Origin of the sequence: Cryobacterium aureum (assembly GCF_002954245.1) — a bacterium.
Classification (GTDB): domain Bacteria; phylum Actinomycetota; class Actinomycetes; order Actinomycetales; family Microbacteriaceae; genus Cryobacterium; species Cryobacterium aureum.
On sequence record NZ_PPTG01000038.1, the window covers coordinates 57,387 to 71,171 of the forward strand.

Below are 13,785 nucleotides of genomic sequence, written 5' to 3' on the forward strand. Positions count from 1 at the left end.
ATGCGGCCCGGCCGCGAAAGAGCGGCCCGGCCGCACGGAGCAGTGTGGGCTAGCGGACGTCGTCGTCTACCCAGTCGAGGGTCTTCGTGACGGCCTTCTTCCAGTTGCGCAGGAGTCGGGCGGCTTCTTCCGGGTCCATGGCCGGCTCCCAGCGGGAGTCTTCCTGCCAGTTGGAGCGCAGGTCATCGAGGCCGCTCCAGAAGCCGACCGCGAGGCCGGCCGCGTAGGCGGCGCCCAGCGCCGTGGTCTCGGCCACGACCGGGCGCACAACCGGCACGCCGATGATGTCGGCCTGGAACTGCATGAGCAGGTCGTTGGCCGTGGCACCGCCGTCGACTTTGAGTTCGGTCAGCGGCACACCGGAGTCGGCGTTGACCGCGTCGAGCACCTCGCGGGTCTGATACGCGATGGCTTCGAGTGCCGCACGGGCGATGTGCCCCTTGTTCACGTAGCGGGTGAGGCCCACGAGTGCGCCACGGGCGTCGGAGCGCCAGTACGGCGCGAACAGGCCGGAGAAGGCCGGCACGAAGTAGGCTCCACCGTTGTCCTTGACCGTCTTGGCCAGGTCTTCGATCTCGGAGGCGTTCTTGATGATGCCGAGCTGGTCGCGCATCCACTGCACGAGCGAGCCGGTGACCGCGATCGATCCCTCGAGCGCATAGTGCACGGGAGCGTCGCCGAGCTTGTAGCCGACAGTGGTGAGCAGGCCGTTCTTCGAGTGGATGATCTCGGTGCCGGTGTTGAAGATCAGAAAGTTACCCGTGCCATAGGTGTTCTTGGCCTCGCCCTGGTCGAAGGCGGCCTGGCCGAAGGTCGCGGCCTGCTGGTCGCCCAGGATTCCGGCGATCGGCACCTCGCGCAGCAGGCTGTGCCCGCTGGCGATGCCGTAGACCTCGGAGGAGGATTTGATTTCCGGCAGCATCGACTTGGGTACGTCGAAGATGTCCAGGATCTCGTCGTCCCACTGCAGGGTTTCGAGGTCCATGAACATCGTGCGGCTCGCGTTGGTGACGTCGGTCGCGTGCACGCCGCCCTCGGTACCGCCGGTCAGGTTCCACAGCACCCAGGAGTCGGTGGTGCCGAACAAGAGGTCGCCGGCATCCGCTTTGGCGCGGGCGCCCTCGACGTTTTCGAGGATCCAGACGATCTTGGTGCCGGAGAAGTAGGTGGCCAGCGGCAGGCCGACCTTGGCCTTGAAACGGTCGACGCCACCATCCGCTGCGAGACGATCGACGATCGCCTGGGTGCGGGTGTCCTGCCAGACGATGGCGTTGTAGACGGGCACGCCGGTGTTCTTGTCCCAGACGACAGCGGTTTCGCGCTGGTTGGTGATGCCGACGGCCTCAATGTCGTGGCGGGTGATGTTGGCCTTCGACAACGCCTGGCCGATGGCCTCACGGGTGTTGTCCCAGATTTCCTTCGGGTCGTGCTCGACCCAGCCGGCCTGCGGCAGAATCTGTTCGTGCTCGAGCTGGCCGGTCGAAATGATCGACCCGGCCTTGTCGAACACGATCGCGCGGGAGCTCGTGGTTCCCTGGTCGATGGCGAGAACGTACTTGGCCATGTGTAACTCCTTTGTTGTTCCAGGTGGGAAATATAAGTTTAAAGCGGATGCTGCAGAATGCGTTGGATGGCTTAACCCAGGATGGGTAGCAGCACTCCCGACGAGGCACCGGCGAGGACGCCGCCGATGATCGGACCGACGACCGGAACCCAGGAGTAGGACCAGTCACTGCTGCCCTTGCCCTTGATCGGCAGCAGGAAGTGCGCGATGCGCGGGCCGAGGTCACGGGCGGGGTTGATGGCGTAACCGGTGGGCCCACCGAGCGAGGCACCGATCGCGATCACGAGCAGAGCAACCGGCAGGGCGCCGAGGGCGGCCAGACCGCCAGCGTCGCCGTTGCGGCCGAAACCGATGACGACGAAGACCAGCACGAAGGTGCCGATGATCTCGGTGACCAGGTTCCAGCCGTAGGAGCGGATGGCTGGCCCGGTCGAGAAGACACCGAGCTTGTTGGCGCTTTCCGGTTCCTGATCGAAGTGCTGCTTGTAGGCGAGCCAGACCACGACGGCACCGAGGAACGCACCGATCATCTGGGCGCCGATGTAGGTCAGCGTCGATAGGACATTGACCGGCACGCCCGACCCGAAGGTGTCGGTGCCGCTGGCGACGAGCCCCAGGGTGACGGCCGGGTTCAGGTGGGCACCCGAGTTGTAGGCGGCGATCACGCCGGCGTAGACCGCGAGACCCCAGCCGATCGTGACCATGAGAAAGCCGCCGCCGAAGCCCTTGTTCTTGGCGAGGGCGACGTTGGCGACCACGCCACAGCCGAGGAGCACGAGGATGGCCGTTCCCACGACCTCTGACATAAAGACGACACCGAGATTGTCCACATTGACCTTTCAGATGGGGTGCTGCTGTTCACCGCACTTGACCTAGTTGTCGAGTGCGGCTGTTGTGCGTTGTGTCTAAAACGTATCGGCGCTCAGGGCGGAGTGAGCCGGTTTCGCCTGCACGTTCGTGCAGATTGTCGGCAATCGCCAGCCCTGGACGGGGGTCAGGCGACGAGAATGCCAGCCGCGGCGACGGGGGCGAGTTCGACCCCGTGTGCGTCGATCAGGATGCCCCGTGCCAGCGCGATCTCCTCGGCCCGTCGCTCGGCGTCCCAGCCGAGCACGGGGGCAACGACGAGGGCGAGTTCCTCGATCAGCGGGGTGGTCACTGCACCGACGAAGGCCATGCTGGTGCGGCGGAGCAACACGTCGACCAGGCGCACGACGCTCTCGGTGGATGCCAGAAACTCGATCTCGCGTCGGCTGTACTCGGGGTTGTGCTGGAGTGGGGCATCCGCTTGACCGCTCGGGTCGGCCATAAAGTCGATGACCTCGCTCGCCCGCGTGCCGTACCGGGCGAGCAGAGTTGCGGCGCGATCAGAGCCGACCTCATCGCCGTGGGCGGTGACCCAGACCAGGTGGGCGGCCTCCGTGGCCGGAAAGTCTCGTCCGCCGCCGATGGCGAGCCCCTCGGTCGAGACGACGCGCGGCAGGCGGAGCAGTTTCAGGATGTCGGTGCTCAGGTTCTCGGCGAGGGCGCGGAAGGTGGTCCACTTGCCTCCGACCAGGCTGAGCAGGGTGCCGTTTTCCGTACCAGCGCGGGGCAGCGGTCGAGACTCGATGCGGTAGTCGCGGCTGACGAAACCGGGGGCTTCGTCGTCGTGGCGGGGCAGCGGGCGCACGCCGGCGAACCGAAAGACGATGTGCGAACGATCGACCTTGACGGTTGGGAAAACGTGCGCGACCAGGTCGAAGAAGTAATCGATCTCAGGTTCGGTGCAGCGGATCGGCTTGCTCATGTCGTGCTCGAGGTCGGTGGTTCCGACCAGAACCCGGCCCTTGAGCGGGTAGATCAGCACGATGCGGCCGTCTTCGTGCTCGAAGAAGATCTCACGTCCTCCGGTTGCCGCGAGCAGCTCCGGGTTGTCGAGCACCACGTGGGAGCCCTTGGTGCCGCCCATGAAGGTGCTGGGCTGACCGAGAGCTGTGTTGGTCAGGTCGGTCCAGGGCCCGCTCGTGTTGACGACGACATCCGCGTGGAATCGGAATTCTTCGCCGGTGATGGTGTTGCGAAGGAGCACGCCGTTCTCATCCATTCCGGCGGCTTCGACGTAGTTGGCGGCGCGGGCGTGCGGGCCGGCGTCGAGACCGTCGCGCAGCACGTCGAGGGCGAGGCGCTCCGGGTCGTGCATCGCGGCGTCATAGTAGGTGGCTGTGTACTTGAGCCCGGGGTTGAGCAACGGCAGGGCTGCGAGCGCCTTGGCACGGCCCTTGAACTCGTGGCGCGGCACGGTTCCGCCGTCGCGAGAGAAAGCGTCGTAGATCATCATGCCCAGTTTGATGAGCATGGCGCCGCGCTCCACGTGCTTGGTGCCCTGCTTATGGGTCAGGAACCGGAGCGGCGCGGCCAGAGCGCCGGAGAAGGTGGAAAAGATGGGGATGGTGGTCTGCAGCGGCTTGACATAGTGCGGTGCAATCTTGAGCAGGCTGTTGCGCTCCGTCACCGACTCCTTCACCAGGCGAAACTCCCCGTTTTCGAGGTAGCGCACTCCGCCGTGGATCATGTGCGAGCTGGCCGATGAGGCGCCCGATACGAAGTCGTTTTTTTCGACGATGACCACGTCGACGCCCTGCAGGGCCAGATCGCGGAAGGTCGCGATGCCGTTGATGCCGGCGCCGATGATGAGCACCTGGGCGCTGGGGCGATCGGAGATCGCGGTCTGTGAGTTTAGGAACGACATTGTTGTCACCTCTGTCTCGGGCTTGCACTCGACAAGCCATGTGAATAGATTCAGTCTGACAGTCCGACACAATTTCTCAACCGGATTGAACATACGTGCAAGGAGCCGTTGTGACCTTCGAAATCGACCCCGTGCAGTCCGACCGCAGCCGCGATGCCCTCACCGCGGCGCACCTGTACTACATGCAGGACCTCACGATGGATGCCATCGCCCAGGAGCTGCATACCTCCCGTTCCTCGGTGTCCCGCCTGCTCAGCCACGCCCGAGAGATCGGCCTGGTCGACATCCAAATCAAGTCCCCGTTGGATGCCCCGAGTCACCTCGAGCAGCAGATTGAGGCTCGGTTTCAGATCACCGCGCACGTTGTTCCGGTACCCGACAGCGCGAGCGACGTCGACCGGCTCGAGCGTGTAGCCCTGTCTGTTGCACGGATTCTCGGCCAATACTTCGACTCGAACATGACCATGGGGATCGCCTGGGGGTCGACCATGAACGCGATCAGCCGGCACGTCACCCCGAAACAGACGCACAACTCGCAGATCGTGCAACTCAACGGTGCAGGCAACATGCGCACGACCGGTCTTGGCTACGCGAGTGAGATTCTCGGGCGCTTTGGAACAGCCTTCGGCGCGCACGTACAGCAGTTTCCGGTTCCGGCCTTCTTCGACAACCCGGACACCAAGCAGGCGCTGTGGCGCGAGCGCAGCATCAGTCGCCTGATCGACATGCAGGCCATCATGGATATCGCCCTGTTCGGCCTGGGCTCTCCGTTCTCCGGTGTCATGAGCCGGGTCTACGCCGGCGGCTATCTCGAGCAGGCCGAATTCGATTCCCTCAGCGCGGCCGGCGTGGTCGGTGACGTTGCGACAGTGTTCTACCGCGCCGACGGTTCGGCCGACGGAATCGCCCTGAACGAACGGTCCACCGGCCCGGACTTCACCGTGCTCCGCCGCACCCCGCGACGAATCTGCGTCGTGGCCGGCCGTTCCAAGCTCGCGAGCCTGCGCGGTGCCCTGGCCGCACACCTCATCACCGACCTGTTCGTCGACGAGAGCACAGCCCGCGCCCTGGTCGAGGCAAACTGATCGGATATTGAACGGAATAACCCGGCGCGCAGGCTGTTGCACTATAACTAGAAGTAGAACTTGCAGTACACGTGCTCCGGGGTCGGTGTAATTCCGAACCGGCGGTTAAAGTCCGCGACCCGTTAGTCCCTTGCACAAGGGACCAGCGGTTGAGCTGGTGAAACTCCAGCACCGACGGTCACAGTCCGGACGGGAGGCGCACGAGTTGGTTGGCCCCTACGGTCGACCGACGGGTTTCATGCATGATGATGCACACCCACACCCCCCGGAGCTCGTCCGACACGGATGAGGGCGGGATGACCAACAACGCGGCAGTAGACGGAGGTCTGCAGAGTGCCATGCGCCGCGCGCTTGAGCTCGCCGCCCACGGCCCCGCCACCGGAGTGAATCCCCGGGTCGGCTGCGTCGTTGTGAACCCGGCCGGCGAAATCCTCGCCGAAGGCTGGCACCGCGGCGCCGGCACCCGGCACGCCGAGGTCGACGCGCTCGCACAGCTCGCCCCCGACGCCGCGCACGGAAGCACCGTCGTCGTCACGCTCGAGCCCTGCAACCATGTCGGCCGCACCGGTCCGTGTGCCCAGGCCCTGATCGAGGCCGGCGTCGCCCGCGTGGTGTACTCGGTGACCGACCCGGGTGAGCACTCCTGCGGCGGAGCCGAGCGACTGCGCGCCGCCGGCATCGACGTGCAGGGTGGCCTGCTCGCCGATGTCGGCGAGGCCTTTCTCGGCGACTGGCTCTCCGCCGCGCGCCTCGGCCGGCCGTTCGTCACGGTCAAGTGGGCGTCGAGCCTCGACGGTCGCGCGGCCGCCGCCGACGGCTCCAGTCGCTGGATCACCGGCGCCGAAGCCCGCCTCGACGTTCACCGGCGTCGCAGCGCCTCCGACACGATCCTGGTCGGCACCGGCACCGTGCTCGCCGATGACCCTGCCTTGACCGCGCGCGACGCCGACGGCGGGCTCCTCGCCCGGCAGCCCGTGCCCGTGGTGGTCGGGCGACGGGAGGTGCCGGCATCCGCTGCCCTGTTTGCGCACCCGCAGCAGCCGCTGTTTTTTGACGGCCTCGACCTGTCTGCCCTTCTGGCCGACCTGCACACAAGGGCCGTGCGCAGCGTGTTCATCGAGGGCGGACCGACGGTCGCCAGCGCGTTCGTGGCCGCCGGGCTGGTCGACGAATACCTCGCCTACCTCGCACCAACGCTGATCGGCGGCCCGCGACTGGCCATCACGGACATCGGCGTAGCCACCATCGGCGAGCAGCGCCGCCTCTCGATTCACTCCCTCGACCGCCTCGGCGACGATGTTCTCATCGTGGCCCGACCGCTTACACCCTAAGGAATCCATGTTCACCGGAATCATCGAGGAGCTCGGCCAGATCGAGCGCATCGAGACCACAGCTGATGCCGCCCGCCTCACCATCCGCGGCCCGCTCGTGGTCGACGGTGCTGGCCATGGCGACTCCATCGCAGTGCAGGGCGTCTGCCTCACCGTGGTCGAACGCACCCCTGACACCTTCACCGCCGACGTGATGGCCCAGACCCTGTCGATGTCGACCCTGTCTGACGCCCGAGTCGGCTCCCCGGTCAACCTCGAACGCGCTGCCCTGGTCGGCGGACGCCTCGGCGGCCATATCGTGCAGGGTCACATCGACGGCACCAGCACCGTGCTCTCCGTCACTCCCGGCGAGGCCTGGCGGGTGCTGCGATTCAGCCTGAGCACCGAACTCGCGCCGCTCGTCGTCGGCAAGGGCTCGATCGCCATCGACGGCGTCTCCCTCACCGTGAGCAACATCAGTCCTGCCACGGACGCGAACCAATGGTTCGAGGTGTCGCTCATTCCGGAAACCCTCGCCGCCACCACCCTCGGCGAGCGCCTTCACGGCGACCGGGTCAACATTGAGACCGACATTCTGGCCCGCCACGTTGAACGGATGCTGGCGCTCAGCGCCGCCACCTCTCCCGCTTTTCAGCCCGCAACCCACTCAAGGAGCGCATCATGAGCCTCGCCGACATTCCTTCCGCACTCGACGCCCTGCGCCTCGGCCGACCGGTCATCGTCGCTGACGATGAGGGTCGCGAAAACGAGGGCGACGTCATCATCTCGGCACAGCTGGCCACGCAGGAATGGATCGCCTGGACCGTGCGGTACTCCTCCGGGTTCATCTGCGCGCCGATGACCAATGAGATCGCCGACCAGCTGGATCTGCCGGTGATGGTGCTCAACAACGAAGACCCGCTGGGCACCAACTACACGGTGAGCGTCGACGCCGCCGACCGCCTTTCAACCGGCATCAGTGCCGCCGACCGCGCCCACACCCTGAGGGTGCTCGCTGACCCGAACTCGGCCCCGGCGAGCCTGCACCGCCCCGGCCACATCCTGCCGCTGCGCGCCCGCGACGGCGGTGTACGTGAGCGCGGAGGCCACACCGAAGCCGGTGTCGACCTGATGAAACTGGCCGGCCTGGTTCCGGTCGCGGCGATTGCCGAGATCGTCGCCGAGGACGGCGAGATGATGCGCCTGCCCGGGTTGATTGAACTCGGCGAGCGCGAAGGCCTGCTCGTCATTACGATCAAGGACCTGATCGACTATCTCAATGAGTTTCATCCCGACGAGGCTCTGCCGACGATTGCCCCGCTCATCGAGGCGCCGCGGGTGGACTTCGAGGTGGAGACTACGGTGCCCACCCGGCACGGTGCCTTTCGGGTGCGCGCGTATCGCGACCGTTCCACCGGCGCCGACCACGTTGCGTTTGTCGCGGGAACCCCGGTCAACGGCGCCATCGTACGGGTGCACTCAGAGTGCCTCACCGGTGAAGCCTTCGGCTCGCTCAAGTGCGAGTGCGGACCTCAGCTCGACGCCTCGCTCGACATCATTCAAGAGGAAGGCGGCGTGGTCGTGTACCTGCGCGGCCAGGAAGGGCGCGGAATCGGCCTCATCAATAAGCTGCGCGCCTACAAGCTGCAGGAGGACGGCCTCGATACCCTCGACGCAAACGTTGCTCTAGGTCTACCCGTCGACAGCCGCGATTACGGCGCAGCCACCAGCATCCTGCACGATCTGGGGTTAAACTCGGTGCGTCTGCTCACCAACAACCCGGAGAAGATGCGCCAGCTCGAGCTTCACGGCGTCGCCGTGACCGAGCGAGTGCCGCTCGTCGTCGGGATCGGCGAGTTCAACGAGGAATACCTGGCCACCAAGCGGGACCGCATGGGGCATCACATAACCAACACCGAGATCATGAACGGAATCGCCTAATGGCCGGACCAGGACCCACCATCCACGTCGACGGAACGGGCCTGCGCATCGTCATCGTCGCAGGTCTTTGGCACGATGTCATCACCGACGGCCTCATCGCCGGCGCCACCCGGGTGCTCGAAGCGAGCGGAGCGGAATTCTCGCTCGTGCGCGTGCCGGGCAGCTTCGAACTGCCCGTTGCCTGCAAGGTCGCGCTCGAAAATGGTGCGGACGCGGTCGTCGCTCTCGGCGTGATCATTCGCGGCGGCACCCCCCACTTCGAATTCGTGTCGAATGCGGCAACGGATGGCCTCACTCGCGTCGCGCTCGACGCCGGCAAGCCCGTGGGCTTCGGCGTGCTGACCCTCGACGACGAGCAGCAGGGGCTCGACCGGGCCGGGTTGCCCGGATCCAAAGAAGACAAGGGCGAGGAGGCGGCATCCGCTGCCCTTGCTACCGCGATACTGCTGCGGGAACTGCGCGGGCACATCGGGTAAGTGGTGGTGCGGTTGAGTCCGTAGGCTGAACATATGGACCTTCTACGCAACATTCTGCTCATTCTGCACTTCGTCGGCCTCGCCTCGCTGCTCGGCGGCGTTCTCGTGCAGATCAAGCCGATCATTGCCGGCAAGGGCACGATCGTCGCCGCGATGTTCCACGGCGCGCTAACCCAGCTGGTCACCGGTCTGCTGCTGGTCGGCGTCATTCAGATGGGCACCCTCGGCCACATCGACAACGCCAAGATCGGCGTCAAGCTGCTCGTGCTCGTCGTCATCACCGTGCTCGTGATCGTGAACCGCAAGAAGCCGAGCGTGTCGTCGCTGGTGCTCTGGGCCATTGGCACCCTGACCCTGGCCAACGTAGCGATCGCGGTGCTCTGGAAGTAGCTGCGCGAAAGCGGGCTAAAGTATTTTGTGACCTCTACACGCGGGCACACCACCATTCGTGCGTAAACGCTTCCGCGGGAAGTCTGATCGACTTGCGGGTTTCGTCGGCGCTCAGCCATCCTTTCGGAGTGTTCCACCCTCATGTCAGTAACCACCGCGTCAGTTTCGACGCCGACCACACCTCTCAATCCGAAAAGCCGCGTCGTTATGGCGAGCCTGATCGGCACGACCATTGAGTTCTACGACTTCTACGTCTACGCGACCGCTGCGGTATTGGTCTTTCCGCACCTGTTCTTTCCGACCGGCAACGACACCACTGCGCTGCTCGCCTCTTTCGCCGTCTTCGGCGCTGCCATGGTCGCCCGCCCGATCGGCGCGCTGTTCTTCGGCCACTTTGGTGACCGGAAGGGACGCAAGGCCACCCTGGTCGGCGCCCTGCTCACGATGGGCATCGCGACCTTTTTGATCGGCTTGCTGCCGACCTACGCCATGATCGGCTGGTGGGCACCGCTCATGCTCGTCATCCTGCGCCTGGCCCAGGGCTTCGCCCTCGGCGGGGAGTGGAGCGGCGCAGCGCTGGTCGCGACCGAGAACGCACCGGTCGGCAAGCGCGCCTGGTACGGCACCTTCCCGCAGGTCGGCGCCCCGCTCGGCTTCATCATCGCCAACGGTCTGTTCCTCGGCCTCGCCCTGGCTCTGCCGTCGACCGACCCGACCCGCCCGTCCGAAGCATTCCTCGAGTGGGCCTGGCGCATCCCATTCCTGTTCTCGGCCGTGATGGTGATCATCGGACTCTGGGTGCGTCTGCGCCTGGTCGAAAGCGATGTCTTCACCAAGGTCGTCAAGGCAGACCGCGTGGAGAAGCTGCCGCTTGCGGCCGTGTTCAAGTCCAACTGGCGCGAACTGATCCTCGGCACGTTCATCATGCTCGCGACCTACGTCTTGTTTTATCTGATGACCACCTTCACGCTCAGCTACGGCCGTGCCGCAACGGATGCCCCGCTGGCGGGACTCGGGTTCAGCTACAACACCTTCATCCTCATGATGATTCTCGGAGTGGTGTTCTTCGGAATCTTCACCCTTGCCTCCGGTCCGTGGGCTGACAAGCACGGGCGCCGCAAGACGCTCATTATTGTCACCGTGTTCATCATCGTGTTCGGGTTCCTCTTCGTGCCACTGCTCGGTGCGGGAGACCTCAGCGTCATGCTGTTCCTCATCGTCGGCTTCTCGCTCATGGGCATGACCTTTGGCCCGATGGGCGCGCTGCTGCCCGAGTTGTTCCCGACCAGCGTGCGCTACACCGGCTCAGCCTTTGCCTACAACATGAGCTCGATCCTCGGTGCGGCCGTGGCCCCGTTCATCGCGGTCTGGCTCTGGACGATCGGCGAGGGCAGCCCGTTCTGGGTCGGCATCTACCTCTCGGTGATGGGCGTCATCACCCTGGTCGCGCTCATCCTGAGTCGCGAAACGAAAGACCTCGACCTGCACCGCTAACCGTCTCCCGAGAGCGGGAAAATTGTTGCCTCGAGCCACTCAAAACAACAATTTTTCCGCTCTCGCGTTCGTTGAGGCGCTAGTCGAGGAATAGGGCACGCAGGCGGCGGGTTGTCGCGAACAGGCCGACCACGATCATCACGGCATAGTAGAGCACGTGCCAGAGCAGCCCGAGGTTGACCTGGCCGGTAGTCAAGGCGCGCACCAGTTCGACACCGTGCCAGAGCGGCAGCGCCTGGATCACGTACTGAATACCCTGTGGGTAGACGCTGAGCGGGTAGAACGTGGCCGAGAACAAAAACATCGGCAGCAAAATAAAGTTGATCCAGTCCATCTGCTGGAACGTCTTCATGTAGCTCGTGACCGCCATACCCACGCTCGCAAAGCCGAACGCGATGATCAACACTGCGGGCAGGGCGAGCAGCGCCCACCACGACAGGTTCAGGCCGAGCGCCTGCATGACGAGCATGAATCCCGTCGCGTAGAGCAGGCCGCGCGCCAAGGCCAGCGAGATCTCGCCGAGCGCCACATCGAGCGGCCCGAGCGAGGTGGACAACATCCCCTCGTAGAGCTTCGCGAACTGCATCTTGAAGAACACGTTCCAGGTCGAGTCGTAGATCGCTCCGTTCATCGCGGCGACGGCCAGCAGCGCCGGGGCGATGAACGCTGCGTAGGGCACCTGGGTTCCGTCAGCGGTCTGCACCTGGCCGATCAGCGCTCCGAGGCCGAGGCCCATCGACAGCAGGTAGAAGATGGGCTCGACGAAGCCGCTCAGCACCACGAGGGAGTTGGTGCTGCGGGTCGCCCGCCAGCCGCGCGCCATCACGCTGCGCGCGTTGCCGGCGTACAAACTGCTAAACGGCCTGGGCGGGCGAGCGGATGCCGCGATCGTCGACGGAGACAGCTGCGGCCCGGTCACTTGTTCAACCTTTCGGCCGTGAGGTGACGGGCCCAGATCCAGCCGACGGCAAGCAGCGCAGCCAGATAGAGCACGTGTACGAGGCTCAGCCAGATCGGCTCCGGCATACCGTAGGCGAAGACTCGAGCGAGTTCGGTGCCGTGCCAGAGCGGCGAGATCCAGCCGATCCATTGCAGGTACGGCGGCAGCACGTCGAGCGGAAAGAACGTGCCAGAGAACAGGGTCATCGGCAAAATCACGAAGCGCTGCACCATGGCGAGCTGCCCGGTGTCGTCCTTGAGTGTGGCCGTGTAAGCCATCACGAGCGCGCCGAAGGCCAGGCCGGTAAGCAGCGCCACCAGCACGGCGACGAACCCGAACGGCCCGGGTACCGCCCCGAAGACCAGCATAAAAACGTAGAAAATGGCGCAGGTGAGCAGCATGCGCGCGGCGACCGAGATGACGATGCCATTGATGATCTGGCCGGGCTGGATGGAACTCGCATTCATGCCGAAGAAGGTGGGGTTCCACTTGAAGCCGAGCATGATCGGGTAGGTGAACTCCTCGGACGCCACCGCGATCGCACTGCTCGCGAGCAGCGCCGGGGCCAGGAATGCGAGGTAGCTCACCCCGTTCACGGCGTTGTCGCCCAGATTGCCGTCGACCAGGCTCGCCAGGCCCACCCCCATCGCGTACAGGTAGACCAGCGGGCTGCCGATTGCTGTGAACAACACGGTTTGGGCATACGACCGCATCACCCGAAACCGGTGTTCGGCCACATACCAGGAGCCGTAGCGGCGGGTGCGCGCCGCCTGCGCGACGGCTGCGGCGAGCGCATCAGAGCGGATGCCGTCGCTCGTGTTGTCGGAAAGCGTGCTCATTCGATCAGGTTTCGGCCGGTGAGCCGCAGGAACACGTCTTCGAGGCTGGAGCGACGCACGAGGCTGGTAATCGGGTGCAGGCCGGCCGCGGTCATCCGCTCCAATTCGTTCTCGCCACTGTCGCTGTAGACCAGGATGCGGTCGGGCAGTACGTCGACCCGCTCGCCGTAGCCCTCGATGCGGCCGGCGACCTCGGCGTTCTGCGTGGACCCGAACCGCACCTCGAGCACCTCGCGGGAGGAGTAGCGGCGAATGAGGTCGGCCGGGGAACCCTCGGCCATGATGCGACCCTTGTCGACCACGACGAGGCGGTCGCAGAGCTGCTCGGCTTCATCCATATAGTGGGTGGTGAGGAGCAGCGTTGTGCCCTGCTCTTTCAAGCGAAACAGGCGGTCCCAGAGAATGTGGCGCGCCTGCGGGTCGAGGCCGGTGGTCGGTTCGTCGAGCAGCAGGATGCGCGGGTCGTTGATGAGAGCCCTGGCAATGGTGAGGCGACGTTTCATGCCGCCGGACAGGTCGTCGACCTTGGCGGAGGCCTTGTCGGCGAGCTGCGCGAACTCGAGCAGTTCGTCGGCCCGACGGGCCACCCGGGCTCGTGGCAGCCCGAAGTAGCGGCCGTAGACCAGCAGGTTCTCCCGCACCTTCAATTCCATGTCGAGGTTGTTCTCCTGCGGAACGACACCGACCTGGGAGCGAATCTCGGGACCATACCGGTTCGGGTCGAGGCCGAGCACAGTAAGGTCGCCGCTCGTGCGGGTGGAGACCGCGCCGATCATGCGCATCGTCGTGGATTTACCGGCGCCATTGGGGCCGAGCAGCCCGAACGACTCCCCCGGCGCAACCTCGAAGCTGATGCCGTCGACGGCGACGAAATCTCTCGAGTTTTTGGGCTCTCCTGACTCTTCCGTGGGTTAGTTTCGTCCGGGAAGCACGGGTTTGTGCCCGCCGAGGCTGAGCATGGCGAGGGCGATGAGCGCGTCCGGTAATTTGAAGCCGAAGGCGATGCGGGTCATGA

13 protein-coding genes and 1 riboswitch are annotated in these 13,785 nt (G+C 65.2%); of the genes, 7 read left to right on the forward strand and 6 right to left on the reverse strand.

Annotated features, from left to right (window positions below; genetic code table 11):
• Nucleotides 1-49: 49 nt before the first annotated feature.
• The 3 genes from glpK to CJ028_RS14650 all read right to left on the reverse strand — a co-directional run bounded on the left by glpK (nt 50) and on the right by CJ028_RS14650 (nt 4,295).
• Nucleotides 50-1,564 (reverse strand): glycerol kinase GlpK, encoded by a 1,515-nt coding sequence (glpK, locus tag CJ028_RS14640; RefSeq protein ID WP_105035963.1) that lies wholly within the window; start codon nt 1,562-1,564, stop codon nt 50-52.
• Nucleotides 1,565-1,635: 71 nt separating this feature from the next.
• Entirely contained in the window at nt 1,636-2,370 is a 735-nt protein-coding gene (locus CJ028_RS14645; protein WP_105035978.1) for an MIP/aquaporin family protein, read from the reverse strand.
• Between the two features lie 188 nt (nt 2,371-2,558).
• On the reverse strand, nt 2,559-4,295 hold the full coding sequence (locus CJ028_RS14650) for a glycerol-3-phosphate dehydrogenase/oxidase (protein ID WP_105035964.1): 1,737 nt from the start codon (nt 4,293-4,295) through the stop codon (nt 2,559-2,561).
• A 182-nt stretch (nt 4,296-4,477) separates the two neighbouring features.
• On the opposite strand from CJ028_RS14650, the gene CJ028_RS14655 reads away from it, so the two are divergent.
• The 7 genes from CJ028_RS14655 to CJ028_RS14685 all read left to right on the forward strand — a co-directional run bounded on the left by CJ028_RS14655 (nt 4,478) and on the right by CJ028_RS14685 (nt 10,991).
• Nucleotides 4,478-5,380 carry a sugar-binding transcriptional regulator gene (locus CJ028_RS14655; protein ID WP_105035979.1) on the forward strand — a complete coding sequence of 301 codons (903 nt, stop codon included), beginning with the start codon at nt 4,478-4,480 and terminating at the stop codon, nt 5,378-5,380.
• A gap of 68 nt (nt 5,381-5,448) precedes the next feature.
• Nucleotides 5,449-5,585: riboswitch (FMN riboswitch) on the forward strand.
• Nucleotides 5,586-5,676: 91 nt separating this feature from the next.
• Complete coding sequence (gene ribD, locus CJ028_RS14660; protein ID WP_240607312.1) at nt 5,677-6,711, forward strand: bifunctional diaminohydroxyphosphoribosylaminopyrimidine deaminase/5-amino-6-(5-phosphoribosylamino)uracil reductase RibD; 1,035 nt, start codon at nt 5,677-5,679, stop codon at nt 6,709-6,711.
• Nucleotides 6,712-6,718: 7 nt separating this feature from the next.
• Nucleotides 6,719-7,375, forward strand: a complete 657-nt coding sequence (locus tag CJ028_RS14665) for a riboflavin synthase (RefSeq protein ID WP_105035965.1) — start codon at nt 6,719-6,721, stop codon at nt 7,373-7,375.
• Entirely contained in the window at nt 7,372-8,631 is a 1,260-nt protein-coding gene (gene ribA, locus CJ028_RS14670; protein WP_105035966.1) for a GTP cyclohydrolase II, read from the forward strand. Before CJ028_RS14665 ends, ribA begins: the two co-directional genes overlap by 4 nt.
• Nucleotides 8,631-9,107, forward strand: coding sequence for a 6,7-dimethyl-8-ribityllumazine synthase (gene ribH, locus CJ028_RS14675; protein WP_105035967.1), 477 nt, complete (start codon nt 8,631-8,633; stop codon nt 9,105-9,107). The genes ribA and ribH overlap by 1 nt, the downstream gene beginning before the upstream one ends.
• A gap of 33 nt (nt 9,108-9,140) precedes the next feature.
• On the forward strand, nt 9,141-9,497 hold the full coding sequence (locus CJ028_RS14680) for a hypothetical protein (RefSeq protein WP_105035968.1): 357 nt from the start codon (nt 9,141-9,143) through the stop codon (nt 9,495-9,497).
• A 141-nt stretch (nt 9,498-9,638) separates the two neighbouring features.
• On the forward strand, nt 9,639-10,991 hold the full coding sequence (locus CJ028_RS14685) for an MFS transporter (RefSeq protein WP_105035969.1): 1,353 nt from the start codon (nt 9,639-9,641) through the stop codon (nt 10,989-10,991).
• Between the two features lie 79 nt (nt 10,992-11,070).
• Here CJ028_RS14685 and CJ028_RS14690 read toward each other — a convergent pair whose 3' ends face one another.
• Genes CJ028_RS14690 through CJ028_RS14700 form a run of 3 tightly spaced genes read right to left on the reverse strand, consistent with a single transcriptional unit; the run spans nt 11,071 to nt 13,624 of the window.
• On the reverse strand, nt 11,071-11,895 hold the full coding sequence (locus tag CJ028_RS14690; RefSeq protein WP_240607319.1) for an ABC transporter permease: 825 nt from the start codon (nt 11,893-11,895) through the stop codon (nt 11,071-11,073).
• A gap of 11 nt (nt 11,896-11,906) precedes the next feature.
• The gene (locus CJ028_RS14695) at nt 11,907-12,770 is read right to left on the reverse strand and encodes an ABC transporter permease (RefSeq protein WP_105035970.1); all 864 of its coding nucleotides are present in this window, start codon (nt 12,768-12,770) and stop codon (nt 11,907-11,909) included.
• Nucleotides 12,767-13,624, reverse strand: a complete 858-nt coding sequence (locus CJ028_RS14700; protein WP_105035971.1) for an ABC transporter ATP-binding protein — start codon at nt 13,622-13,624, stop codon at nt 12,767-12,769. The genes CJ028_RS14695 and CJ028_RS14700 overlap by 4 nt, the downstream gene beginning before the upstream one ends.
• Nucleotides 13,625-13,785: the final 161 nt, after the last annotated feature.

What these genes read in the sequence shown, in the direction of transcription:
- glpK (WP_105035963.1), bottom strand. Translation starts at nt 1,564, where the DNA reads ATGGCCAAGTACGTTCTCGCCATCGACCAGGGAACCACGAGCTCCCGC.
- CJ028_RS14645 (WP_105035978.1), bottom strand. Translation starts at nt 2,370, where the DNA reads ATGTCAGAGGTCGTGGGAACGGCCATCCTCGTGCTCCTCGGCTGTGGC.
- CJ028_RS14650 (WP_105035964.1), bottom strand. Translation starts at nt 4,295, where the DNA reads ATGTCGTTCCTAAACTCACAGACCGCGATCTCCGATCGCCCCAGCGCC.
- CJ028_RS14655 (WP_105035979.1), top strand. Translation starts at nt 4,478, where the DNA reads ATGCAGGACCTCACGATGGATGCCATCGCCCAGGAGCTGCATACCTCC.
- ribD (WP_240607312.1), top strand. Translation starts at nt 5,677, where the DNA reads ATGACCAACAACGCGGCAGTAGACGGAGGTCTGCAGAGTGCCATGCGC.
- CJ028_RS14665 (WP_105035965.1), top strand. Translation starts at nt 6,719, where the DNA reads ATGTTCACCGGAATCATCGAGGAGCTCGGCCAGATCGAGCGCATCGAG.
- ribA (WP_105035966.1), top strand. Translation starts at nt 7,372, where the DNA reads ATGAGCCTCGCCGACATTCCTTCCGCACTCGACGCCCTGCGCCTCGGC.
- ribH (WP_105035967.1), top strand. Translation starts at nt 8,631, where the DNA reads ATGGCCGGACCAGGACCCACCATCCACGTCGACGGAACGGGCCTGCGC.
- CJ028_RS14680 (WP_105035968.1), top strand. Translation starts at nt 9,141, where the DNA reads ATGGACCTTCTACGCAACATTCTGCTCATTCTGCACTTCGTCGGCCTC.
- CJ028_RS14685 (WP_105035969.1), top strand. Translation starts at nt 9,639, where the DNA reads ATGTCAGTAACCACCGCGTCAGTTTCGACGCCGACCACACCTCTCAAT.
- CJ028_RS14695 (WP_105035970.1), bottom strand. Translation starts at nt 12,770, where the DNA reads ATGAGCACGCTTTCCGACAACACGAGCGACGGCATCCGCTCTGATGCG.